The organism is Hymenobacter fodinae (assembly GCF_004745825.1).
Classification (GTDB): Bacteria; Bacteroidota; Bacteroidia; order Cytophagales; family Hymenobacteraceae; genus Hymenobacter; species Hymenobacter fodinae.
The window spans coordinates 1116756-1140291 of the sequence record NZ_SRLA01000001.1 but is presented as its reverse complement, the minus strand read 5'-3'; the positions used below and the strand labels follow the sequence as shown (position 1 = coordinate 1140291).

The 23536-nt window shown below is 54.9% G+C and carries 20 protein-coding genes; 11 read left to right on the top strand and 9 right to left on the bottom strand.

The window, feature by feature from the left end; genetic code table 11:
• The first annotated feature begins 61 nt into the window (after positions 1-61).
• Complete coding sequence (locus EU556_RS04920; protein ID WP_135431596.1) at positions 62-2098, top strand: OmpA family protein; 2037 nt, start codon at positions 62-64, stop codon at positions 2096-2098.
• A gap of 136 nt (positions 2099-2234) precedes the next feature.
• On the opposite strand, the gene EU556_RS04915 is transcribed toward EU556_RS04920, so the two are convergent.
• Positions 2235-3287: a hypothetical protein gene (locus EU556_RS04915; RefSeq protein ID WP_135431594.1), complete on the bottom strand. Its 1053-nt coding sequence runs from the start codon at positions 3285-3287 to the stop codon at positions 2235-2237.
• A gap of 849 nt (positions 3288-4136) precedes the next feature.
• Here EU556_RS04915 and EU556_RS04910 point away from each other — a divergent pair.
• The 4 genes from EU556_RS04910 (at position 4137) to EU556_RS04895 (ending at position 8529) form a co-directional block, all read left to right on the top strand.
• Positions 4137-4655 (top strand): hypothetical protein, encoded by a 519-nt coding sequence (locus tag EU556_RS04910; RefSeq protein WP_135431592.1) that lies wholly within the window; start codon positions 4137-4139, stop codon positions 4653-4655.
• Between the two features lie 283 nt (positions 4656-4938).
• On the top strand, positions 4939-6474 hold the full coding sequence (locus tag EU556_RS04905) for an ABC transporter substrate-binding protein (protein WP_167855450.1): 1536 nt from the start codon (positions 4939-4941) through the stop codon (positions 6472-6474).
• 79 nt (positions 6475-6553) lie between these two features.
• Positions 6554-7540: an ABC transporter permease gene (locus EU556_RS04900; RefSeq protein WP_167855449.1), complete on the top strand. Its 987-nt coding sequence runs from the start codon at positions 6554-6556 to the stop codon at positions 7538-7540.
• Positions 7541-7767: 227 nt separating this feature from the next.
• Positions 7768-8529, top strand: coding sequence for an ABC transporter permease (locus tag EU556_RS04895; protein WP_167855448.1), 762 nt, complete (start codon positions 7768-7770; stop codon positions 8527-8529).
• A gap of 673 nt (positions 8530-9202) precedes the next feature.
• Here the strand turns inward: EU556_RS04895 and EU556_RS04890 are convergent.
• From EU556_RS04890 to EU556_RS04880, 3 genes are read right to left on the bottom strand one after another with little or no spacing between them, the layout of a single operon-like run.
• The gene (locus EU556_RS04890) at positions 9203-10111 is read right to left on the bottom strand and encodes an SDR family oxidoreductase (RefSeq protein ID WP_135431584.1); all 909 of its coding nucleotides are present in this window, start codon (positions 10109-10111) and stop codon (positions 9203-9205) included.
• A 21-nt stretch (positions 10112-10132) separates the two neighbouring features.
• Positions 10133-10774, bottom strand: coding sequence for a peptidylprolyl isomerase (locus tag EU556_RS04885; protein ID WP_135431582.1), 642 nt, complete (start codon positions 10772-10774; stop codon positions 10133-10135).
• Between the two features lie 36 nt (positions 10775-10810).
• Entirely contained in the window at positions 10811-11404 is a 594-nt protein-coding gene (locus EU556_RS04880) for a GNAT family N-acetyltransferase (RefSeq protein ID WP_135431580.1), read from the bottom strand.
• Positions 11405-11527: 123 nt separating this feature from the next.
• Between EU556_RS04880 and EU556_RS04875 the strand changes: the two genes are divergently transcribed.
• Positions 11528-12160, top strand: coding sequence for a DUF2238 domain-containing protein (locus EU556_RS04875; RefSeq protein WP_135431578.1), 633 nt, complete (start codon positions 11528-11530; stop codon positions 12158-12160).
• Positions 12161-12253: 93 nt separating this feature from the next.
• Here the strand turns inward: EU556_RS04875 and hemC are convergent, their stop codons facing one another.
• The 4 genes from hemC to EU556_RS04855 all read right to left on the bottom strand — a co-directional run bounded on the left by hemC (position 12254) and on the right by EU556_RS04855 (position 16259).
• Entirely contained in the window at positions 12254-13222 is a 969-nt protein-coding gene (hemC, locus tag EU556_RS04870) for a hydroxymethylbilane synthase (RefSeq protein WP_135431576.1), read from the bottom strand.
• A 206-nt stretch (positions 13223-13428) separates the two neighbouring features.
• Positions 13429-14565, bottom strand: coding sequence for a DNA polymerase III subunit (locus tag EU556_RS04865; protein ID WP_135431574.1), 1137 nt, complete (start codon positions 14563-14565; stop codon positions 13429-13431).
• A 9-nt stretch (positions 14566-14574) separates the two neighbouring features.
• The gene (locus EU556_RS04860; protein ID WP_135431572.1) at positions 14575-15813 is read right to left on the bottom strand and encodes a GlmU family protein; all 1239 of its coding nucleotides are present in this window, start codon (positions 15811-15813) and stop codon (positions 14575-14577) included.
• A 200-nt stretch (positions 15814-16013) separates the two neighbouring features.
• Positions 16014-16259 carry a type B 50S ribosomal protein L31 gene (locus EU556_RS04855; protein WP_135431570.1) on the bottom strand — a complete coding sequence of 82 codons (246 nt, stop codon included), beginning with the start codon at positions 16257-16259 and terminating at the stop codon, positions 16014-16016.
• Positions 16260-16460: 201 nt separating this feature from the next.
• On the opposite strand from EU556_RS04855, the gene EU556_RS04850 reads away from it, so the two are divergent.
• The 3 genes from EU556_RS04850 to EU556_RS04840 all read left to right on the top strand — a co-directional run bounded on the left by EU556_RS04850 (position 16461) and on the right by EU556_RS04840 (position 18288).
• The gene (locus tag EU556_RS04850) at positions 16461-16856 is read left to right on the top strand and encodes a hypothetical protein (protein ID WP_135431568.1); all 396 of its coding nucleotides are present in this window, start codon (positions 16461-16463) and stop codon (positions 16854-16856) included.
• Positions 16857-16970: 114 nt separating this feature from the next.
• Positions 16971-17558 (top strand): RdgB/HAM1 family non-canonical purine NTP pyrophosphatase, encoded by a 588-nt coding sequence (rdgB, locus tag EU556_RS04845; protein WP_135431566.1) that lies wholly within the window; start codon positions 16971-16973, stop codon positions 17556-17558.
• A gap of 100 nt (positions 17559-17658) precedes the next feature.
• The gene (locus tag EU556_RS04840) at positions 17659-18288 is read left to right on the top strand and encodes a uridine kinase family protein (RefSeq protein ID WP_135431564.1); all 630 of its coding nucleotides are present in this window, start codon (positions 17659-17661) and stop codon (positions 18286-18288) included.
• A gap of 72 nt (positions 18289-18360) precedes the next feature.
• On the opposite strand, the gene EU556_RS04835 is transcribed toward EU556_RS04840, so the two are convergent.
• Positions 18361-19803 carry a hypothetical protein gene (locus EU556_RS04835; RefSeq protein ID WP_135431562.1) on the bottom strand — a complete coding sequence of 481 codons (1443 nt, stop codon included), beginning with the start codon at positions 19801-19803 and terminating at the stop codon, positions 18361-18363.
• A gap of 155 nt (positions 19804-19958) precedes the next feature.
• On the opposite strand from EU556_RS04835, the gene EU556_RS04830 reads away from it, so the two are divergent.
• Together EU556_RS04830 and secDF are read left to right on the top strand one after the other, a co-directional pair.
• Complete coding sequence (locus EU556_RS04830; protein WP_210116221.1) at positions 19959-20297, top strand: hypothetical protein; 339 nt, start codon at positions 19959-19961, stop codon at positions 20295-20297.
• 170 nt (positions 20298-20467) lie between these two features.
• Positions 20468-23443, top strand: coding sequence for a protein translocase subunit SecDF (secDF, locus tag EU556_RS04825; RefSeq protein ID WP_135431557.1), 2976 nt, complete (start codon positions 20468-20470; stop codon positions 23441-23443).
• Positions 23444-23536 lie beyond the last annotated feature (93 nt).

The window sequence follows — 23536 nt, the reverse complement described above, 5'->3', positions numbered from 1 at the left end:
GCCACACCGCCATGCTTTCTGCGGTCCTAGGCGCTAGCATCCACTCCTGACTACCAATCTCATGTATAAATACTTACTAGCCTTCCTGCTGCTCACAGGTGCCGCTCAAGCTCAGAATGTAGAGTTTAGCAAAGACCGGTTCGGCAATGATAAAGAAGGCCTCAAGGCCGCTTTAAAAGAGGTAAAGGCCGGCGACGAGTGGTACGAAATGGACCCTCCGCGCTACGAGCAGGCGCTGGCTCATTACCTAGCCGCTCAGAAATTTAACCCCAATAATGCCCAACTGAATCTGCGCATCGGCGACAGTTATCTGCATTCAGGCTTCAAGCCCCGCGCGCTAACGTATCTGCAGAAAGCCTACCAGCTAAACCCCGACGTAGACCCGCGCATACACTATTTACTGGGCCGGGGCCTGCACCTGAATGGAAAATGGCAGGAGGCTATTGCGGAGTACAAGCGCGCCACGCCGGCTAGCGGTTCCAAAAATACCGCAGCCTTCACGCAGGATATCCAGAAGAAAATAAGAGAGTGTGAAAACGGGCAGAAGCTAGCGGCCAAACCAACTCGCGTGTTCATCGATAACGCTGGCCCGGGTGTAAACTCTCCTTACCCCGATTATGGCCCCGTCATCACGGCCGATGAGTCGGTGATTCTCTTCACCTCCCGGCGCGACAACTCTACAGGTGGGCAGCATGACCCAGAAACCGGCGGTTTTTTTGAAGACATTTACCAGAGCACCCGCACAGGCCAAGGAGAATGGTCGGCGGCTCGCAACCTGGGTGAGCCGGTAAATACCGACGGCCACGATGCTACCGTAGGCCTCGCCCCCGACGGCCAACGGATGCTCATGTACATGGAAGATAATGGCGGTGACTTGCACGAGTCGGATTTGCGGGGCACGCAGTGGCGCAAGCCCCAGAAGTTGGGCTCCCGCATTAATAGCCGCGCCCACGAGTCGTCGGCGGCCTACACCCCCGATGGCCGCAGCCTGTTCTTCGTTACCGACAAGGAAGGTGGCCTAGGCGCCCGCGACATCTACAAAATCGAAATTGATGGGCGTGGTCAAGCCATTAACCTCGGCCCTACTATCAACACGCAATACGGTGAGGAAGGCGTGTTTCTGCACCCCGATGGTAAAACCATGTACTTCTCATCCGAGGGGCACAACTCCATGGGTGGCTACGATATCTTTAGGTCGGTATTTGAAAACGGCAAGTGGAGTGCCCCCGAAAACCTGGGCTGGCCCATAAATACGCCCGATGATGACGTTTTCTTTGTAATATCCGCCTCTGGGCGCCACGGGTATTATTCCTCCTTCCGGGATGATGGCCTAGGCTCCAAAGACATTTACCAGATTACGTTCCTCGGTCCTGAAAAGCAGCCACTCCTCAGCCAAGAAGATCAGTTGCTAGCCTCCCGAGTGCAGCCGGTCAAGGAAACGTTGTTGGCACCGCCGGTGGCCATTGCTTCGGCGCAGGTAACCATCCTAAAGGGAACCGTTACGGATGATAAAACCAAAGAGCCCCTGGAAGCCACTATTGATGTGATTGACAACTCCCGGAACCAGATTATTGCCTCCTTCCGGGCCAATGCTCAATCAGGCCGCTACCTAGTATCTTTGCCTTCTGGACTCAACTACGGCATTGTGGTGCGCCAGGATGGTTATCTGTTTCATTCCGAAAACTTTGACTTGCCGGCGGGCGCCGCTTATGCGGAAGTAGTAAAAGATATTGCCCTCAAAAAACTCGATATCGGTGTGAAAGTGGTGTTGAACAACATCTTCTTTGACTTCGACAAGGCCACTCTTCGCGATGAAAGCACGAGCGAACTGGAGCGTTTGCAGAAGCTTCTTACCGAAACGCCAGCTCTGCGCCTAGAAATTTCAGGCCACACGGATAACGTTGGTAATGCAGCCTACAACAAAGATCTGAGCCAGCGGCGGGCCAAGGCAGTAGTTGATTATCTGGTGCAGAAAGGCATTAGCAAAGACCGGCTCACCTTTGCCGGCTACGGTGATACCCAACCTGTTGCACCCAATACCACCAAAGGCGGCCGCCAGTTGAATCGCCGCACCGAGTTTAAGGTTACTGGTAAGTAACAGTGCGTGGTGTAGGCCTATTTAGCACTGTTTCCTAGGCCTAGCTAACCACCACGACCATAGCAAGCTCGGCTTCTCTCAACGCTCTAGTGCGTGCTAAGAGAAGCCGGGCTTTTCGTTTACAGCCAGTAAGTATCTATCCTACATAGCTACGGCTCGCGTGCTCGGCAGCGGTTTGCTCCGCTTCTAGTTTGCGTAGAATATCAAGCGTAAAGTGCCACAGGTTTTCATACGGGATAATCTCAATCTCCCCGTAGGCCTCACCAGGCTGGGGCGCCGCTTTCAGGCGCTCCAGCAACGGCAGCGCCTTCTGCTCGCAGGCCTGCGACCCAAAGTTTTCCTTCACGGTTAGCACCAGCATCCGGAAGAATAATTGGCTGCGCAGGGTAGCCGGATTACGTAAATGCCGTTGCTCATACTTTCGCAGCCCTTCCAGTCGGGCCAGCAACCCTTCAATGTCTCTGCGACGTAAGAAATACAGGAATTGTAAAATCAGAATGGCTACGTTATAGCCCTGCTTGTCACGGCTGTAATCGGGCACGGTTTGCACTAGCTGCGCGAAGTGCCGCATCTTAAGTGGCGACTGTTCTGGCTGAATCAGCTGGATGTAAGCCTCGTAGAGTTCCCATCGCTGCTGAGCTGCGGGGCGTTGCTTGCGGTAATAAGGGTTGCGGCGTGCTTGCTGCAGCAACTCGTAGGCCTCTCCGTACTGCGCAGCATGCATAGCCAGTAGCAGATAAATCTCGAGGTAGTAAAACCAGTTGCCAGATGAGTAGTGGAAGTCTTTAAAATACTCTTCGGCTAGACGCAGGCCTTTTTCAGCCCTCCTACACTGCAAGTGCGCATACACACTCATGTAGTTGTTGAAACGCTTATCAAAGCGTTTATCGTTGATTTTGCCTTGCTTGAGCGCCTTATCGGTAGCGGTTGTCAGCCGAATAATTTCCTCGTAGTTACCAGTTAGCTCTTCCCTCGACATTTTCGTCACGTACAGGAAGTAGAAGGTATTGTAGCTTTTCGCCTTTTTATGCAGGGCTTCTAGCCGCTCTAGATAGTCAGGCAACTGCTTTAGAATGAACTGCCGCCACCGCACTTTATGCTGCGAAAACACTTTAATCTCATAGTAAAGCTGTTCCGCTTCATCTTCTAGCTCCAGCAGCTTTTGCAACTCATTGAGCTGCTTGTTCATAGCCTTAAACCTCGCTGGGTTACGCATTTCTGCATAGAGTATGCGCAACATCCGGGCGCACATCACGGCGTATTGCGTTAGCTCGGCCTCCGTAGCTAACGTAAGCGCTTTTCGGTACAGCCTCTCTGCCAGCTTGTATTCAGATTCGCCACTTAAAATTTTAGCTTGATGCAACAGGCCTAGGCAATGCTGCTCATGCCTTCGCGACACCACGTGGCGCGCATCCGTATGATCCAGGAAATACAAGTGGTTCAGGAGTTTCTGCTGAACCCGGGATTTTAGCTTGCGAAACGCCGTTTGGCTTTTCGCCTCCGTAGTTCCATATAAGGTTTTAACTATCTTGTTCTGCGTAATAGTCGGGTCACCTTCCAGGAGGCGTACTAGCTGTAGGTCTTTGCTAGCACCATTTCGGTCAGAAAAATCTAAAAATGGTAACACCGCTAGACGCCGATCTGTCACAATTTTTACTAGCGTAGTCAATTCATCCATACCGAAAAGCTTATTTGGCGTGTCTCAGCGGCTATTATACTAATATATGTTGAGCTAATTGCTATGTCACAAAAACACCATAAACATCCTTTCCATAGGCCTAGCTCTGCTTGATCTTTGTACTAGATAAATTTTATCTTTTTCAGTCGTTTTATGTCACAATAATGCCATAAAACGTCCATTTATTTATACTTCAGGAGTAGCTCTACAGTGTCTAAACAACGAATTAACTGAGTTGCTTAGCTCGAAACGGCATAAAATTTCACGTCACGTTTACCCGGTTTCTTTCCTTTACGCCGGCTGGTTTGGTCCCCACATTTGTGTCAGTCAACCACTTGAACCACAAATATTTCCCATACCATGTTAAACTTCATTGCCGTAGCTCTGCTCCAGTTTTCCAGCCTGACTTCTTCAGTTGCGACTTCTCAGTCATATACCGAATTAGCCTCTTCCAAGCAACAGGCCAGTATTGTTGAGCATGGCACGAGCGGCTGGGGTGACGGCTACTTGGCCGCCGTTGAGCATGGCACGAGTGGCTGGGGTGACGGCTATCTAGCTGCGGCCGAGCACGGTACCAGCGGCTGGGGTGACGGCTATTTGGCAGCAGCAGACCACGGCACGAGTGGGTGGGGTGACGGCTACCTCACAGTAGCATTCCACGGTAAGAGTGGCTGGGGCGAAAGCGACCTGGCAGTAGCTGAGCATGGCACCAGCGGCTGGGGTGACGGCTATTTGGCAGCAGCAGACCACGGCACGAGTGGGTGGGGTGACGGCTACTTAGCCGCCGTTGAGCATGGCACGAGTGGCTGGGGTGACGGCTATCTGGCTGCGGCCGAGCACGGCACCAGCGGCTGGGGTGATGGTTACCTCACGGCATAAGGGCAATACGCCCCTCAAGCTAAGTTTGCAGATAAGCAGTTGTCCTGTTAAAACGTGGTAACTTGCCCGGCAGCAGTGCTTGCACAGTTGTCAGTTCATGAAGAGAATTTTAGTAGGCTTGTTTTTACTGTTGTGGAGTGGTCTGGTCGGCTGCTCCACAACCGTTTCATCTGTACCCAACACCGTACATGTTCGCTGGGCTCGGGACCCCGAGAATCTTGACCCATTGATTGCGAAGACGTCGGGAGCGTTAGAAGTTCTCAACCTACTCCACTGTAGCCTTTTGCAGGCCAGCGAAGCTAAAGGAGACTTCATTCCGTGGCTGGCGCAAGAATTCCCCCAAGTAACTCTTATCAGTGATTCGCTGATGAAGGTTACCTACCAACTACGCCCAGAAGCTACCTGGGATAATGGCAAGCCCATTTTAGCCAGTGACGTAGCCTTTACGCTTAAAGTAATGCACTGTGCTGGCCTTCCTACTGAGCTAGCACAGGCGCGTTTTGGGTTTGTGCGCGACATAGAGCCTGACCCACATGACCCGCGCCGTTTTTCCCTGCTCTGCCGAGGACAATCAATTGATTTTGTCCGCAGCTCTGGCGACTTCAGCATATTGCCGGAGTACGCACTGGATCCCAATGCCACTTTGCGCGCTATACCCGTTGCTGATATGGGCAAACCACTTCCCCAAGTTCAAGCATTTGCTCGGCGCTACTTAGCGGGGGAGTTTTCGCGGCATCCGGAGCGTGTACCGGGTAGCGGCCCCTATCAACTTGAGAACTGGCAACCAGGTCGGCAGCTTACCCTCACGCGCAAGACAGCATGGTGGGGAGACCAGGTTCCCTCGGCTCCTCCGCAGCTCTGGGCTTATCCGCGCCAAATCAATTATCAGATTATTCCGGAGGCAGCCACGGCCGTGCTGGCCCTGCGTCGAGGCGATATCGACTTGTACCCCTTGATTCCGGCCAACGAGTTTGCCCGACTGCAACAGTCGCCCTCAGATCGGGAGCAGTTACAATTTCTCACAGCCGATTCATACGAGTGCCTCACAGCGAATTTTAACATGCGCTCTTCGCTCCTGAAAGACCGCCTAACTCGTCAGGCACTCACGTATCTATTTAATGTGCCCGCGCTCATCAAAGCATCGCAGCTAGGCCATGCGTATCCTAGTGTAGGGTTGATCAGTCCGAGCGTAAAGCAATACTACAACGACAGCCTTCCCTTGCCAGCTTACAGCCCCGACCGCGCAATTGCGCTGCTCCAACAGGCGGGTTGGAAGCAGCAGCCTGACCGTAGTTGGACCCGAACAGCTGCCACCGGCCGCCCAGAGCAACTGCGCCTGAGCATCAGCTACCGCGCCGGAGAGCCGTCCTTCGAAACCACCGCTCTGCAGTTTCAGGCAGCGGCGGCTACCATAGGCATCCCGATAGAGTTGCGGCCTACGGAAGCTTCTTTGCTAAGCCGACAAGTGCAGCAGGGTAACATGCAGATTCTTTTGCGCAACATGAGTGGGCAGCCATTCGCGTATGATTTTACGCCCATCCTACACTCGCAAAGCACCGGCATATACAATGCCTCTGGGTTTGGCTCACCATCTAGTGACCGACTCATTGAAGCCATTGCCCAAGAAGATAGTCCGGCTAAGAAAGCCCGGCTTCTGCGCAAATTTCAGCAGTTGATCTACGAAGAACGGCCGCTAACAGTACTGTATTTCCTCCAGTACCGCATAGCCGCCGCACGGCGGCTGGGGAAGGTACCCGTGTCGGGGCTGATGCCCGGCTACGTGGTAACCAGCATCCGTCCTGATTCGGCGGCCAACTAATATGCAGTTGAGCCGGTATTTGCTGCTTAGGCTGGGGAAAACAACGGTAGCAGCCTGGGCTATCATTTCCTGCATCTTTTTGCTCTCGCGCCTGACTTCTGGCGATGCACTTATCCGGTCTGTGCTAGACGAGGCCTTCACGCAGCCTACCATTACCGCAACCGAACGCGCCCAGACTGAAGCCTTGCTGCGGCATCGGTTTGGGTTAGATATGCCGCTCTTTTACGTTTCCTTCTCCACCCCGGCTGGTGCTACCTCCCCTACCTGGATGTGGCACGGTACTACCAACCAATACCACCGGTGGCTTAATTCACTCCTACACGGCAATCTAGGCCACTCTTACCGAGAAGATACTGCCGTAACAGAACTCTTGCGGAGGGCCATGCAGTATACACTGCCGCTCACGATGTTGGCGGCTTTGTTGGGAGTGGCCCTAACGTTTGAATTATGCATTTGGCTGGAGTATCACCCCGCGTGGCGCTCTGCTATGCTGTCCATTCTATACGCTGTGCAGGCGATGCCACTCTTTGTTATTGCCTTAGTGCTGCTACTACTGTTAGCCAACCCCGATGTGCTAGCATGGTTTCCGGCGTATGGGCTGGGTTCACTAGGAGCCATGTCTCCGTGGGAGGGTGGCCTAGGCCAGTATCTCTACCACATGGTGCTGCCCCTAATCAGCCTGATACTAGTGAGTGTGCCGGGCTTAGTTATCCAACTGAGCGCCTCTATGCAGCTAGAGTTACACGCCGGGTACGTGGCTACCGCCCGGGCCAAAGGTGCCACCCCGCGTGCCGTAGTGCGGCACCATATTTTTCGCAACGCACTACTCCCCGTTTTGCCCTTACTCGCGGAACTCTTGCCCAATTTAGTTGCCGGATCAGTGGTTGTGGAAATGATTTTTGCCCTGCCTGGCATGGGTCGGCTGCTGGCCGAGGCCGCGTCAACGCAAGACTACCCGGTACTGCTGGGGGCAGTGCTGCTGGTGTCGCTGGCCCGGTTGTTTAGCCAGCTCTTAGCCGATGTACTTTACCAGTGGGTTGACCCACGGATCAGGCTCTCGGCATGAAATGGAAACTCCGGCGGATTTCTCTCCTAGCCTTGGGCTGGCTGTTGCTGTTGCTACTCGGGGCAGCAGGCGCCTCTACCACCACTCCCCCACCCGATTTATTAAATACCACTGTTGCTCCCTTTCATCCAGATCATTGGTTAGGGACTGATACGGTAGGCCGTGATGTGTGGGCTAGTTTGCTGGCCGGTGCCCGCTCTACTCTCCTCATCAGCCTACCCGCTGCCTTGCTTGCGAATTTGGTGGGCGGATTGCTGGGGGCGTTGGCAGGTTTTTTTGGCAATACCCGCCTACGTATTACCTATGGCTGGTTTGGCGCAACAGTAATTTCAGTATTGGCGGCAGGAGTACTTCTGGGTCCATTGTGGAACTCCCCCTACATGTTGCTAGTGGGAGCCATAGGCCTAGGTGCCGTGACTGGCTGGTTGCTGAGCCGCTCCAATTGGGGCCGCAGGCTCCTTCCCATCCCGTTGGATGATGTGATTCAAGCACTTGTTGCCTTACTCGATTCCGTTCCGTTACTGGTTCTGGTTCTAACGGTAGCGGCTATTCAGCAGCCTTCGTTACTAGGCTTGATTGTGCTCCTTATTTGCACCTGCTGGACTACTGCTGCCCGGCTCTTGCGAGCCGCTACACTGCGCACTGTGCCGTTGCCCTTCATCATGGCCGCCGAAGCAGCAGGCCTACCGCCACTCCGTATTGTTTGGAAACATATCTGGCCCGTTGTCTGGCCAGTGCTTCTGGCGCGTATGCCACTCAGCATCGCCTTGATTATAGGCCTAGAGACCACCTTGTCTTTTCTAGGAGTTGGCTTGCCGCCTGAAGTTGCCAGTTGGGGTAGGCTTTTAGCTTCTTCGCGGCTTGCCCCTACCGCTTGGTGGCTAATAGTGTGCCCTGGTATGGCCATATTCTTAACTATTTGGTCTCTACAGGCGCTGACGAAAGCAAAAACTTTCAATGTCACGACAGAAATCGATGTCACAAAATGAGGCGTTTTTTCACAAAATCGCCTGAGCTTTTAGCATCTGCCGCGCACTACGCTTTTGCTTATCTAGCTTGCCCAAAGCCTGTATCTTTTACAGTAAACAGGTAGCTAACTAGCGGCTTTCCTGATACTTCACAATCTATCACAGACAAATACAAGTCACAATTAGCGCAAAAGTGTCCTTTACAGCACTGTTATGCCCCCTTAATATTGTTATGTGGAACGGCACAAAGGAATAAAAGGCCAACTCGTTTCATTCCGCTCTTTCAATTGTTAACTCACAGAGTTATGCTCTCTCAACGTCGGAGGAGCTACGCTATTCAGGCACAACTCCTGCATACGTAACGCGTCAGACGACTTTCGTGGCCCCCGGGCTTACGGCAGCTGATAGAAATGTACTACTCTGTAGTAGTAACTAGAACCGACATCTTCAAAGGCACGGTAGTTCTAGTGGAAAAACTTCTCATCGGAGAAGTTTCGTCGTAAGACATTTAATTATTAAATATTAGACTCAGGCTTCTGCAGTTGCTCGCAGGTATGCCTGATCTTAAGGTTGTTGCAATAGGTGTGTGAAAATCCCGCAGGCGTTGTCTGCGGGTTTTTTTATGCCCGTATAAAGCGCACCAGAGGCATCGTTCCTTCATACAGGATGTGGCCGGCTTTACTTAAGGTAAGCCTTACGCACTGGCGTCCGTTTGCCGCGCTAACAGCGCGATGCCTTGGGCGAAAGTGCGAGGTTGGTAGCCCAGATCTGTTTTAGCTTTCGTGATGATGAAGCCGGTCCGTAACGGGCGTGTGGCAGGCTGGGAAAAGGTGCTTGCATCTACTTTTTCGATGAGTGATGCATCTAGCCCGAAGAACTCTGCTACTTGTAACGCCATTTGGTACGGAGTCAAGAGTTCTTCCCCACTGATGTGGTAAATGCCAGTTGCGTTATGCTTAGCAGCCAGCCAACAGCCTTGTGCTAAGTCCTCCGCCAGGGTGGGCGTGCGGAGCTGGTCGCTGACAACTTTAATGTGCTTGCCAGCTCGTAAAGAGTCCCGAACCCACAGAACAATATTGGTGCGACCATATTCATGGGCGGTACCGTAGACTAGCACCGTCCGTAGTATAGCCCACGGTGTGCGGCAGGCCTGTACAGCCTGCTCCGCAGCCAGTTTACTTTGACCGTAGAAATTCACAGGCCCAGGGGCAGCTTCCTCCATGAGTGGGCCATGCTCGCCGCTAAAGATAAAATCAGTGCTTACATGCACTAGGTGCACATTGTGCTGCTCACAAGCCGCTACCAGGTACTCAGTTGCAGTTACGTTGTTTTGCCAGCACGCTTCCTGGTGAAGCTCACACTCGTCTACATTAGTCATAGCGGCGGTGTGAATAAGGTGCGTTGGCTGCTCAGTGGCTATTACCTCCTGCACTTTGGCTGGGTTGGTAAGGTCGAGTGGCACGAAGCGTACCTGGGGGTAGAGCGCGGCCAGCTTGTTCTCCCCACGGGAAGTAGCAATCAGCTGCACCCCCACCTGCTGGTGTAACAGAGCCACCAATTTCTGGCCGAGCAGACCATTAGAGCCGGTAATAAGTAGTTTCATGGTGTTGGTAGCGGGCAGCTTTTAGCGATACTGGTAGCCGTAGAGCTCCGTGATTTTCTTTTTTTTCACCTTCTCTACCTTCACCGTCATTTTGATATCCGTAACGGGGCGGTTGCGTTCAGCCACAGGCTGCTGGGCTATTTTGTCGACCACTTCTAGGCCACTGATAACTTGCCCAAACACCGTGTAGGCCCCATTTAAGTGCGGGGTACCGTTGTGGTTTTCTACAATGTAAAACTGTGAGGCGCTGCTGGCTCGTTGTGGATTTACCATGTCGCCGGTACGGGCGGCCGCCACTGCCCCGTATTTATGCGTAAACTCTGGCCGGATTTCAGCCGGAATACGCTTTTCATCCGGTGAGCCAGCGCCATCATTCGAGGGATCTGTATCCTTGGAATTAGCGTCCCCCCCCTGAATCATGAAGTTGGGGATAACCCGATGGAATGTCGTGCCATTATAAAAGCCGCTCTGAGCCAGCTTCAGGAAGTTGGCCTTGTGCAAAGGCGTCTGATCGAAAAGGATCAATCGGATATCACCCTGCGGTGTGGTGATGGTTACGAGTTGGTCTTTCTTGGATTTGCGCGGCCATATGGCAGCCTGTAGCGAAACAGAAACTAACAGGAAAGCCCATACCAACAGGGTAAGGCGAGCGGATAACTTCATGCAAAAAGAGGGTTAATAACAAGCTAAGGCCCCAAGTTACGCGCTTTCGGCAGCGAAGGGTGCATACTCCCTATGCAACAGGGCATATTGGTCTAGATCGTAAAGCTGCCCATCTGCGCCCCGGTAATCCTGGCGGAAACAGCCCTCGTGTCGAAATTGCATACGCTGAATCAGCTGGGCACTGCGCTTATTTTCGGGCCGGAGCAGGCAGTATAGGCGCACCAGGCCAAGCTCTTCAAATGCCCACCGCAGCACAGCTCCTAAGGCCTCTTGCATGAGGCCCTGTCCTTCTGCTTCGGCGCTGAGCAGGTAGGCCAGTTCGGCTTTCGGAATTTCCCAGGCCACATTGCGCAGGGTCACTAGCCCTAGTAGCTGCTCCGCCTCGGCGTGCCACAGGCCTAGCTGATAGGCCCGACGCTGTTGCCAGTCGCGCTGCCGCTCCCGAATGAATGCGGCCGTTGCCGCCAGGGTGCGCGTAGCCGCCAGCGTTTTGGGAAAGTTCAGCCGCAGGCGCTCGTGGTTTGTGGTTAGTAAGCTGTGCAAGGAAGCCGCATCGGTGGTTTGCCACGTGCGGAGTCGCAGCCGAGTGGTTGCCAGAGTCAGGTCTGAAGAAATAGCAAACTCATCCATAACTAAGAGGGGGTTGATATAGCTTCAAGCGCGAATTCCGGAAATTTATTCCACAATTTCCAGCTATTTCCCGGGGGCCGCGTATGTGGGCCAAGCTCCTCCTTATTATTCAGGTTTCCCTGCATGAACAACCCGGCTCCTCCCGCCCCCGCTTTCCGCTGGTTTCCGGCCTTATTACTGGTAGTGTACCTGCTTGAGTTTGTGGCACTGGGTATTAATCCAGCCGAGCGAGGCACGTGGTGGGCCGAGAACATTCCCATCTTTCTGATTGTGGTGGCTTTGGTGGTGCTGTACCTGCGCGGGGTACGATTTTCCAACCTGGCCTACGCCCTCATGAGTGTACTCCTGTTTATGCACACCATTGGGGGGCACTACACATTCGAGAAAGTGCCCTTCGATTGGTTTAACACCTTGTTTGGCTTTAAGCGCAACATGTACGACCGCGTAGCCCACTTCACGGTTGGGTTTTATGCGTATCCCATCATTGAACTTACTGACCGCAATGGCACCATCCGCAACCGATTTATCAGCTATTTATTCCCGCTCTGCGTGATTGGTACCGTAGCCATGAGCTACGAACTCATTGAATGGGTGTACGCAGTTACGGCCGGCGGAGAAGCCGGAGCAGCTTTCCTCGGTAGCCAGGGCGACATTTGGGACGCGCAGAAGGATATGCTCGCCGATACCAGTGGTGCCGTATTTGCCCTAGTGCTGTACGCCCTGTTTGGTCGCGGCCCGCAGCGTGCAGAGGCCTAGGCCACTCAGCCAAACTTGTTTCAAGTGAAAAAGGCCTACGCAAATCATCTGCGTAGGCCTTATTGGTTTTTTGCCTCAGTTCAGCAGCTAGGCCTAGGCCACGTTCTCGGCACTCCGCACTTGGCGGATATCATCTAGAATCTGCTGCCCACCGCGAGCCAACACTGTTTCGGCAATGCGAATGCCTAAGGCCTCGGCATCATTGGCGGGAGCAGTTTGCTTTACGTCAATAAATTGCTGCCCATCGAGGCTGATGAGGCCGCCGTGCAAGTGCACATTTCCCTCGGGTGTGAGCGTTGCCAGCGCAAACGATGGGATGCTGCAGCCGCCCTCCATCGTGCGCAGAAAGGCCCGCTCCGTTACCAGGGCCAGGTGGGTATCGGGGTGGTCGAGCACGCGCCGTAGTTCTGCCTTCAGGCCCGGCTCCAGGTTACGAGCCGACTCAATGGCCACACTGCCTTGGCCGGTAGCCGGAATGTATTGCGTCTCGGGGAGGACGTACCGGATCAGGCCGTCATATTCCATGCGGTGCACGCCAGCGTAGGCCAGTACCAACGCATGATATTGCCCTTCCTCAAGCTTACGTAAGCGGGTTTGCAGGTTACCGCGGGCCTCGGCCGTAGTGGCGTGCGGCAGAAAGCGCTTCAACATGGCCTTACGGCGAGTGCTGCTGGTGCCCAGGACCAGGTCGGGGCGCTGCAGGTCGAGGTTAGCATCGAAGCTCACAATAACATCGTTGACTTTCTCCCGCTCCATGAAAGCTAGCAGTTCCAGGTCTTCGGGAATGGAGCTTTGCACATCTTTGGCGCTATGCACTGCAATATCAATGTGGCCCGTGCGCAAGCTCTCTTCCAACTCCTCCGTGAATACGCCTTTCGCGCCAATCTTGTCGAGAGACCGATCCAGCACTACGTCGCCACGGGTAGTGATAATGACGATTTCGGTGGGCAAACCGGCTTGCTCTAGGCGAGCAGCTACGTGGTTCGCTTGCCAGAGAGCCAGCTTACTGCCACGCGTCCCGATGCGGATGGGCTTTTTCACGAGAAGATTTCTTGTTAACATGTGAAATTGTCGGCTTTCTTTGAGCCGCCGCTGAATAACAGCCGCCCATTGCAGACCGGTTCCGGCAGGTGCGTTTTGCCTAGGCCTACCATCTGCTCCGGTGCCAAGGCAAAGATACTGGCCTACTCTCTTACCAACCGGCTATAGCAGATTTAGCACCTGCTATAGCTTTTTACCACGCTGTACTTTCAGCGTTTACAGCACCTCTAGGCCATTTTCAGCAGCTCTGCCACTCGCAGTGACGTATCCACGAAGACCATTCTAGGGTTGGCATTGCGCTCTACGTGATAGTGCGCTTCGTTTAATTCCCGGGTGATAGTATCGGCGTTGCGGGGTGTTACAAAGCGGCTAAAGCCTTGCACAAATTGCTGCTCGCTGGCGGGCAGGTGGGGCACCAGGTTCGGATCGACGCCAAACAGGAGCACCTTGCGCAGTAGCGTAAGGGCATACTGTAAGAGCTCCTTCTGATTCTCCCGGCCCAGCTTCTGGAAGTCGTCGGCGGTAGTGAGCATCTTATCCACCTTGCCGCCGAAGCAGGTGCGCATCCAATCGGCAAAGAAGGCAAAGTAGTCGTTATCAGCCGTGGCAGCATCTTTTGAGGCCAGCGCCGCGCCGGGGTTTCCTTCTACCACTTGCGCAATCTGCCGGGCTTTGGCTTCCGGGACATGGTGTACCGCATGCAGCCATTCTGTAAGCTCTGGCTCGGTAAGTGGGCGTACCACCACCGGTTGCACCCGACTGATGATAGTAGGCAGCAATTGCTCGGGGGCGTTGCTCACCAGCAGAAAAATGGTAGCCGGTGGTGGCTCTTCCAGCAGTTTCAGCACAGCATTAGAGGCCGAGGGGTGCATTAGCTCCGGCAGCCAGATAACCACCAACTTGAATTGCGCCTCAAAGGCCTTCAGCGAAACCAGCTTCAGCAGCTGCAGGCTCTCTTCCTTCGAGATACTGCCCTGCTTGTTTTCGGCCCCAATGTGCTGCATCCAATCGTTGAGGCCTTGGTAGGGATTCGCCAAGACAAACGTCCGCCAATCGGCCGCAAACTTGCTGCTAACAGCATCTTTGGGCACCGCTTTGGTAGCTGTAACGGGCACAATAAAGTTGAGGTCGGGATGAATCAGCTTGTCTATTTTCTGACAGCTGGAACATTCCCCGCAGGAATCTTCGGCCTCGGCCGGACGGTTTTCACAGTTTAGGAACGCCGCGTAGGCCAGGGCCAATGCCAGCGCCGCCGAGCCCTCTGCCCCCCTAAACAGCTGGGCATGGGCCACGTGCTGCCGCTGCACCGACTGCACCAGCACCTGCTTGACGCCTTGTTGACCCGGAATTTCAGAGAAACGCATGCCGTTATCTTACAGCTCTACTCCGGCTTGGGGCGCGGCCGGAGTGGCTCGGTCCCATACTCGGTCTTTAATTGTAGCCTCAAATACATGGCTCATAATGGCTTGCTCAGCTTCATCGTAGGCCAGGTGGCGGCGTGCCATTACGCGCTCGGCTACCTCCGCCACCTTCGGCAGCCGGAATGTTTCGAAACCTGCCGCTCCGCCCCAGCTGAAGCTTGGAATGAAGTTGCGCGGGAAACCAGCCCCGAAAATATTAGCGCCCACGCCCACCACCGTACCGGTATTAAACATGGTGTTGATGCCGCACTTGCTGTGGTCGCCCATCATTAGGCCACAAAACTGCTGACCCGTATTCACAAAGCGACCGGCCGCGTGGCTCCAGATTTTCACCGGGGCGTAGTTGTTCTTCAGGTTAGAGGTGTTGGTGTCAGCGCCTAGGTTGCACCACTCCCCTATCACAGAGTTACCGAGGTAACCATCGTGGCCTTTATTGCTGTAGCCGAACAGGATGCTGTTGCCAACTTCTCCACCTACTTTGCTGAAGGGGCCAACAGTATTGTCGCCACGCATTTTAGCGCCCGCGTTGATGTGTGAGCCTTCGCACAGGGCCATGGGGCCTTTAACAATGGCTCCCTCGTGCACCTGACTGTTTCTGCCAAGGTAAATGGGTCCATCTTCGGCGTTCAGAATAGCGGCCCGAATTTTCACGCCCTCCTCGATAAAGATGTTCTCGGGAGCGTACACGATAGTATGCGCGTCGCCCACGGGCTGCGACTGACGGCCTTTGGTTAGCAAATCGAAGTCGCGGCGAATTTCGGCGCCGTTACGCAGGAACAGGTGCCACACTTCCTTGATGGCCGTTACCGGCTCCGCTACGTCGCGGGTGCGCTGGAAGCCATCCTGAATCAGCTCTGCCACCTGCGAAGCATCAGCCAGGTGCGCGGCCACTAACATCTGCTCATCAAATAGCGCCTCGCCGGGCTGCAATTGCTGCACCTGCTGTACCAGCAACGCATCGGGGCACACGGCGCCGTTAATGACCAGCGCCGGTCCTTGCGTGTTGCCGGCCGGAAACTTCCCTTGCAAGTAGGTCTCCGTCAGGTACCCCACTTGCTCGTTTTTGAGCCAATGCTGCCACTTCTCGGCAATGGTCAGGATGCCACAACGCAGCGCCGCCACGGGGCGAGTAAAGGTGAAGGGTAACAGGCGAGGCCGAATTAGAGGATCGTCGAAAAGCAGGGTAATCATGTGCGGAGAAGGAGTTGAACAGAAGCAAGGCCAGCCAAGGCGACCTAGGCCACTCAGTACGCTTGAGAAATACGGCGCAAAGCCAAGAGCGGCGGGCAAAAGTACGATTCGTGGGGCATCTGCCACGGATAAAAGAAAAGCTCCTTCCATTGCTGAAAGGAGCTTCTTTATAGGGCAAACGGCTACGAGCCAGTAGCGAACTACTTCTTCTGGTAGCGGTTGCGGAACTTCTCTACGCGGCCAGCGGTGTCGAGCAACACGTTTTTGCCGGTGTAGAAGGGGTGCGATTCGCTGCTAACTTCCACCTTAATGACGGGGTAAGTCTTGCCGTCTTCCATCGTGATGGTCTCGTTAGAGCTCATCGTCGAACGGGTAACGAATTTGAAGCCGCTAGAAGTGTCCTGGAACACAACTTCGCGATACTCGGGGTGGATGTCCTTTTTCATGGTTTAATACCGTTTGTACCTGAGTGCCTGCCGATTTTGCGGAAGGGACTGCAAAAGTACACGTTACGTCGGAATATCAAAAATGTGCATCCACTTTTCCGCGCATGCAACCTCAGCCATCCGCCGCTGCTCTTGAAATTGCTTATGTTTGGGCCGCTACCCTAGTCTATAGCTACCCAGTTTTACTTACCTGCTTTGTCTATGTCACGCCCACTTTTTGCCTGTCTTGTGCTGCTCGGCAGTGGTGTTTTGCTAGCCTATGGCGCCTCCATCACGTCTTTCCAAGCTACCTACGACGATACCAACGTAGTAGTGGAATGGGAAGTCACTAACGAAGGCGGCGTGCAGGAATATACCCTGTTCCGAAAGGCCAATAATGAGCCTAGCTTCAGTAAGCTCGCCAGTGTGGAGCCCAGCAACCAACGCTCCTACCAGTACATCGATCAAAACAGCTACCGTGGCCTAGCAGGTGGCCCTTTCACCTACCGCTTGCAGGTATGTACCGCCTCTGGCCAGCAAAGCTTCCATACGGTTCTCAACCAGACGCCCAGTGCCTTCGAGCGCTCCTGGGGCAGCATCAAATCTATGTTCCGCTAGCGGCGGCACGGTGAAGGAATGAGTGAAGTAGGCCAGGCAGCGCCATCGATACCCTAAACTTTCTGCTCGGTACGGTAGTAATACTCTTTTCCCACGCCACTCATTCACTTCTCTATGCGCCTTTGCTTTGCTTCTAACAATGCCCACAAGCTAGATGAAATTCGGCCGCTGCTGCCGGCCTCGGTAGATCTGGTTAGCTTGGCTGCAATTGGCTGCGAAGAAGAACTTCCGGAAACCCAGGATACGCTGGAAGGCAATGCGCGTCAGAAAGCGCAGTACGTGTGGGACCACTACGGCGTAGCTTGCTTCGCCGATGATACTGGCCTAGAAGTAACGGCGCTCAACGGAGAACCCGGCGTATACTCAGCCCGATACGCGGGCCCGCAGCGCTCCGCCGCCGATAATGTGCAGAAACTACTGCATGAGCTCCAGGGCCGCTCCGACCGTTCGGCCCGCTTCCGGACTGTAATTGCGCTGGTGCTGCCGGGCGGCGAGGTACACGAATTTGCTGGTGCTGTAGAAGGCACAATTGTTAATGAAGTGCGCGGACAGGAAGGATTCGGCTACGACCCCGTTTTTTGTCCGATTGAAAGTAACGGGCGCACTTTTGCCGAGATGAGCTTGACGGAGAAGAATGCCGTTAGTCACCGTAGCCGAGCCGTGGCGAAGCTGGTTCACTTCTTGAATCAGCGGCTGAAATAGAGTTTCGTCAGGCCATTTCCCCGCTTTTTCTCTTACTCCGCAGCAAACTTCTTACTTTTGCAGGGTTGGCCCCGCCGGTACGGGCCTATTCCCACCCCCAATGCAACACCCTTTCATCGTCGGTATCACGGGCGGTAGCGCCTCCGGAAAGACAACGTTTTTGCGCCGGCTGCTGGCTTCGTTTCCCGAAGAAGAAATCTGCCTGATTTCTCAGGACAACTACTACCACCCCCGGGAAAGTCAGTTGGTAGATGCCCAGGGCGTCACGAACTTTGACCTTCCCAGCAGCATTGATTCGGCAGCTTATGCCGCTGACGTATTGCGCATTAGCCAGGGCCTGGAGGTGCGGCGGCAAGAATACACTTTCAACAACCCCAACGTGGTGCCCGCTGAGCTGGTATTTCGGCCCGCTCCCATTGTAGTAGTAGAAGGCATCTTCGTATTCTACTTCGAGGAAGTAGCTAAGCTCCTCGATCTGAAGGTGTACATTGATGCTCGGGAACACGTGAAGCTGCAGCGCCGCATCGTGCGCGACCGGGATGAGCGGGGCTACGATCTGGAGGACGTACTGTACCGCTACACCAACCACGTGGCCCCCACGTACGAGAAGTACATCAAGCCCTTTAAGCATGACGCCGACATCATCATCCCTAATAACCGGCACTTCGACCGGGGCCTGGACGTGCTGGTGGGCTACCTGAAAGGCAAAATTCCTACTAGCGCTTCGTAAGTACTGGCCTAGCGGCATGATAAAGCCTCGCTACTCTTTTGAGTGGCGAGGCTTTTACTTTTTTCGCGTTGGTTAAAACACCCACAACGGCTGCTTAGGCAGAATGGCTTTCTGCTTTTCCAGGTACTGCGCGGCGGCAGACAATTTTGCGCGGTCATGCACATTCACCAGAATCAGAGGGCCGGCCTTATCAGTAAGGCTAAGTACAAAGTCTTGCTCCGGCCTCAGACGCTGTTTGCTTAGGCTAGGCCAGTTCTGCTGCAGGTAGCGCAACGCGGCGGCGTGTTGCTGCGTGATGATGACTACGGGCAGGTAGGCTCCTTCCTTGGCGGTAACGAGAGTTTTGTCTTTGCTTAGGATAGGAGTTGACGTGAGCGTGTAGGTGCTGCGGAAAGCGTCACGGAAGGGCAATACAATAGGGGCAGCGGGGTCGGTGTCGGTCCAGTACAGCACTTTCCGGAACAGGTTCACATATTCAGTGGCTGCCTGCGGGAAAGTGGCATCGAAGGTGGCTACGGCCTGCCGCACAAAGGCGCTGTCAATAGCGCGGCCACTTTCAATGTAGCTTTCCACCTGCGGATACAGGGCTTTAGCGTACCGGTTAATGTAGTCATCGTTGTACCACTCACCACTCTCTGTCTGACCGGCCTGCTGCTTGTAAATCCACTCGCCAGCGGCTGTGGCCAAGCCTTCTTCCATTAAGGAGTAAGCGTAGCGCCAAGTGGGCGAGCCGCTGTTGTGGTACCACCGTTCCACCTGTTGTTGCAGCTCTTGCCGCTGCTGCATGGAAAGCGAATGGCTCATCTCATGAAACATGATGGTGCTACCCGACACAAAATCGGTGGAGGCTGGGTGGCAGTCGAGCAGCACAATGTTGCTGGCCACGGTGGCGGAGTTGGTGAAGGTGGTGGCGGGGCCAGGCAAGGGGCTCAGCAGAATCCGGTAGGGCAGTTCATCGGGCCAGCTGCTACCGTAGAAGGTGCGCAGTCGGGTGAAGTGCTTGAGTAGTTGCTTCTGGTTGAGGTAGGCTTGATAGGCCTGCCGCTCCTGCATGAGCTGCGCCAAGTAAGGCTGCCAGAGCAACTGCTCGAAGGCGGGACTCAGGGTTTGATACACCTGGCCTAGCTCAACGAGGGTTTGATTGGGCATGAGGCCTAGGGCACGTTGTTGCAGATCAGAAAGGTCTTTGGCGTCGGCGGCGCATTTGATGAACAGACTCCAGCTGCTACCCGAGGAGCCGAGCCGTTCAGGCGGGTAGTCGGGCCACTCGAAACTTACTTCGCGAGGAAGCTGCTGGTAGCGCCGAATGGCGGCCTGCGCCGCGGGCGTGTTAAAGGCGCTTTGCTCAAACTGCTGCCGTATGCCACGGTAACCTTTACCGCCGGCTACCACATCAACAAACCGCACCAAACTGAATGTGCGGTTAACTTCCACGGTGGCCTGAATGCCCGCCGACTGGCCTAGACACACGACCTGCATCAGCACCAGCAGAATGCTTAGCCCAACATATTTCATATAGCAATAAGGATAGTACTGAGCAGTAAGGTGCATAAAACGCCGGCCTTAGCGCACACTATGTCAGGATACTTTGCGCCGCGCCTGCCAAAAAGGTATATTTGTAATTCCTACTCTTGACGACCTTGCGCTTCTTACCCATCTTTTTACCTCGCTTGCGTTTCGCGCTGCTCACAGCCACTGTGCTGTTTGTGCTGTCGCTGAATCACCAGGCTGTGGCTACGCTCCGGGTACTCCCGGCGGGTAAAGCCACGCAGGTAAGTGCAGCCCCCCGGGCTGCCGTGGTGAAGCAGCGTGTAACTCTAGAAGCCACCTCGCCGCTGGTATTTTTGCTGGCGCCGGCGGCTGATGCCTGGCTGCCCCTGCCCACGCCGCAGGGTAGTTTCACTTGGTTGCTGGCCCGAGTAGCGGAGCCGCAACCGCGCCCCAGCGCCGTACCGGATCTGTTCCGCAGTCGGCTGCTCGTTGCCGCCCTGTCGCCGCACGCGCCCTAGGCGGAGCTCGTCTGCCGAGAAGCAGATGCCTTGCTAGGCCACTTGGTATCCTCCCCCGTTGCTGATGCGGCCGGGAATACTAGCCTACAGCAGCATCATACTCGCTTTTCCGCAGCTCCGCCGCGCCGCATCAGCCCCACTCCGGATTCAGAATACCTACTTTTTATCAAATGCGAAATAAAGGACTCGTCATTACGCTGACGCTTATTGTGTCGGCGTTGTGCATCTACTTTCTGACGCTCACCTTCGTGTCACGCGGGGTGCAGCGCGACGCGGTGGCCTACGCCAGCCGCGGGGGCAAACTTGTGGAAAGCAAGCGCCAGCACTACCTCGACTCGGTGTGGCGCGCGCCCGTTTTCGGGCCCCTCACCTATAAGGATGTGCGCACCTCGGAGCTCGGCCTTGGCCTTGACCTAAACGGTGGTATGCACGTAACGCTGGAAGTATCCCCAGTGGAAATTGTGCGGGCTATGTCGGCCAACTCGAAAGACCCCGCCTTCAACAAAGCCATTGCTCAGGCTCAGGAACTGCAGAAGGCTAACCCTTCTACGCCCTTCACCACCCTGTTTGCGCAGACCTACCGCGATGCCGCTCCGAATGGCAAGCTGGCCTCCATCTTCGCCAACACGCTCAACAAGAGCCGCAACATCGACATCAATTCTTCTGATGCAAAGGTGTTGGGTGCCATCAACAAGGAAATCGAGGAAGCCATTGACCGCTCCTTCAACATCCTGCGTTCCCGTATCGATAAGTTTGGCACCAGCCAGCCCAACATTCAGCGGGTAAAGGGTACCGGCCGTATTCAGGTTGAATTGCCTGGTGTAGACAACCCCGACCGCGTACGCAAGCTGCTGCAAGGCCAGGCCAAGCTGGAGTTCTGGGAAGTGTGGCGCACCGATGAGTTTGCCCCTTACCTGAACCAGCTCAACGATGTGCTGAGCGCCAAAGAAGCTACGGCTGCTCCGGTAGCTGCCACTACTCCTGCCGCCACCACCGACACCACCAAAGCTGCCGCCAACGACTCTACTTCCCTGGCTAGCCAGCTGGCCAAGAAAGGCACCGCTACAGCTAAAACCGACTCGGCTGCTCCCAAGAAAAACGTACTGGCCAGCCTGTTCACGATGCCAGGCACGCTGGGCGCTAACGTGCGCGACACGGCTCGTGTGAATGCCGTACTGCGTAGCCCCGACACCCGCGCCGTACTGCCCTCTAACCTGACCTTCCTGTGGGGCGTGAAGCCCGACGTAATTGAAGGCCAAGAATACCTGCAACTCTACGCCATCCGCAAGTCGCGCGAGGGCGAAGCTCCCATCGGCGGTGAAGTTATCAGCGACGCCCGCGGCGACTTCGACCAGCTTAGCGGCCGCGCTGAAGTTTCGATGCAGATGACGCCCGGCGGTGCCCGCAAGTGGCAGAAGCTGACGGCGGCTAACATTGGCCGTCAGGTAGCCATCGTGCTCGACGATAACGTGTACTCGGCTCCCGTGGTGCAGGCTGAAATTGCCGGTGGCAACTCCAGCATTTCCGGCAACTTCACCATTGAAGAAGCTCAAGACCTGGCCAACATTCTGAAGGCCGGTAAGCTGCCTGCTCCTACCCGTATTGTAGAAGAAGCCATTGTAGGCCCCTCGCTGGGTCAGGAAGCCACTAACCAGGGTCTGTACTCTTCGCTGGCTGGCCTCGTAATCATCATGATCTTCATGGCCGTGTACTACGGCCGGGCTGGCATGGTAGCCGACGCTGCCCTGCTCTTCAACATGTTCCTGATTCTGGGTGTATTGGCCCAGTTCTCCTTCGCTCTTACCCTGCCCGGCATTGCCGGTCTGGTACTGGTAATTGGAACTTCGGTAGATGCTAACGTACTGATCTTCGAACGGATCCGGGAAGAACTAGACCACGGCCTGCAAACGCAGGACGCTATCAACAAAGGCTACGGCCGCGCCTTCTCGGCTATCTTCGACTCCAACGTAACCACGCTGATCATTGCCCTGATTCTGGGCTTCTTCGGTACGGGTCCGGTGCAGAACTTCGCCATTACCCTGGGTATTGGCGTGTTCACCTCCTTCCTGTCGGCGGTGTACGTGTCGCGCCTCATCATTGAGCGTCTCACCAAAGGCAAAGAAAAGTCGTCCCTCACCTTCGACACCGCTATTTCGCGTCACCTGTTCAAAGGCACCAACTTCGACATCGTGGGCAAGCGTAAGTACGCCTACATTGCTTCGACGGTAGTAATCGTGCTGGGCTTCGTGCTGATGGCTATGCAGGGCGGCCCGAACCTGGGCGTTGACTTCCGCGGTGGCCGCGAGTACATCGTGGACTTCAACAAAGCCATTCCGGCTTCGGATGTGCGCGACGTGCTCACGCAAGACTACTTCGGGGGTGCTGGTACGGAGGTAAAAACCTTTGGTGCCAACAACCGCTTGCGCATCACCACGGGTTACCTGGCGGCTGATGAAAGCACGGATGCCGATAAGAAAGTACGCACTGCGTTGGAGACTGGCCTAGCCAAGAAATACGCGGCTGAAAACCCTGTTATCAAGAGTTCTTCGAAAGTAGGCGCTACCATTGCCGACGACATCAAAAAGACCTCGGTAGTGAGCTTGGGCCTGACGCTGCTGGCCATCTTCGTGTACGTACTGTTCCGCTTCGAGAAGTGGCAGTATTCGATGGCGGCCGTAGTGGCACTGTTCCACGATGCCCTGTTGGTAATTGCCACCTTCCCCATTGCGCGGGCCCTCGGCCTGAACTACGAGATGGACCAAGTATTCGTGGCGGCGGTGCTTACGGTAATTGGCTTCTCGATGAACGACACCGTGGTTATCTACGACCGGATACGGGAATACCTGCGCGAGAACAAGCACCTGACATTTGCTCAAGTGGTAAACCCCGCTCTGAACAGCACCTTCTCCCGCACCATGATTACGTTCACCACGGTGTTCCTGGTAGTGGGCGTACTCTACGTGTTCGGCGGTGAAACCCTGCGTTCGTTCTCCTTCGCCATGCTGATTGGTATCATCTACGGCACGTACTCGTCGCTGTTCATTGCGGCGCCGCTGATCCTGGACACCTACGGCCGCAAGGAAAAAGCCAACCTTAATGCTGCCACCGACGCCGGTGCTCCTAAGCTCTCGACGGCTAATATCTAATGTTTGACGTGGCCTAGGCCACCGCACAACAGCCAAAAAGCCCGGTCCGGAAGGATCGGGCTTTTTTTATTAATTTTTCTGAATCCTCAGGCA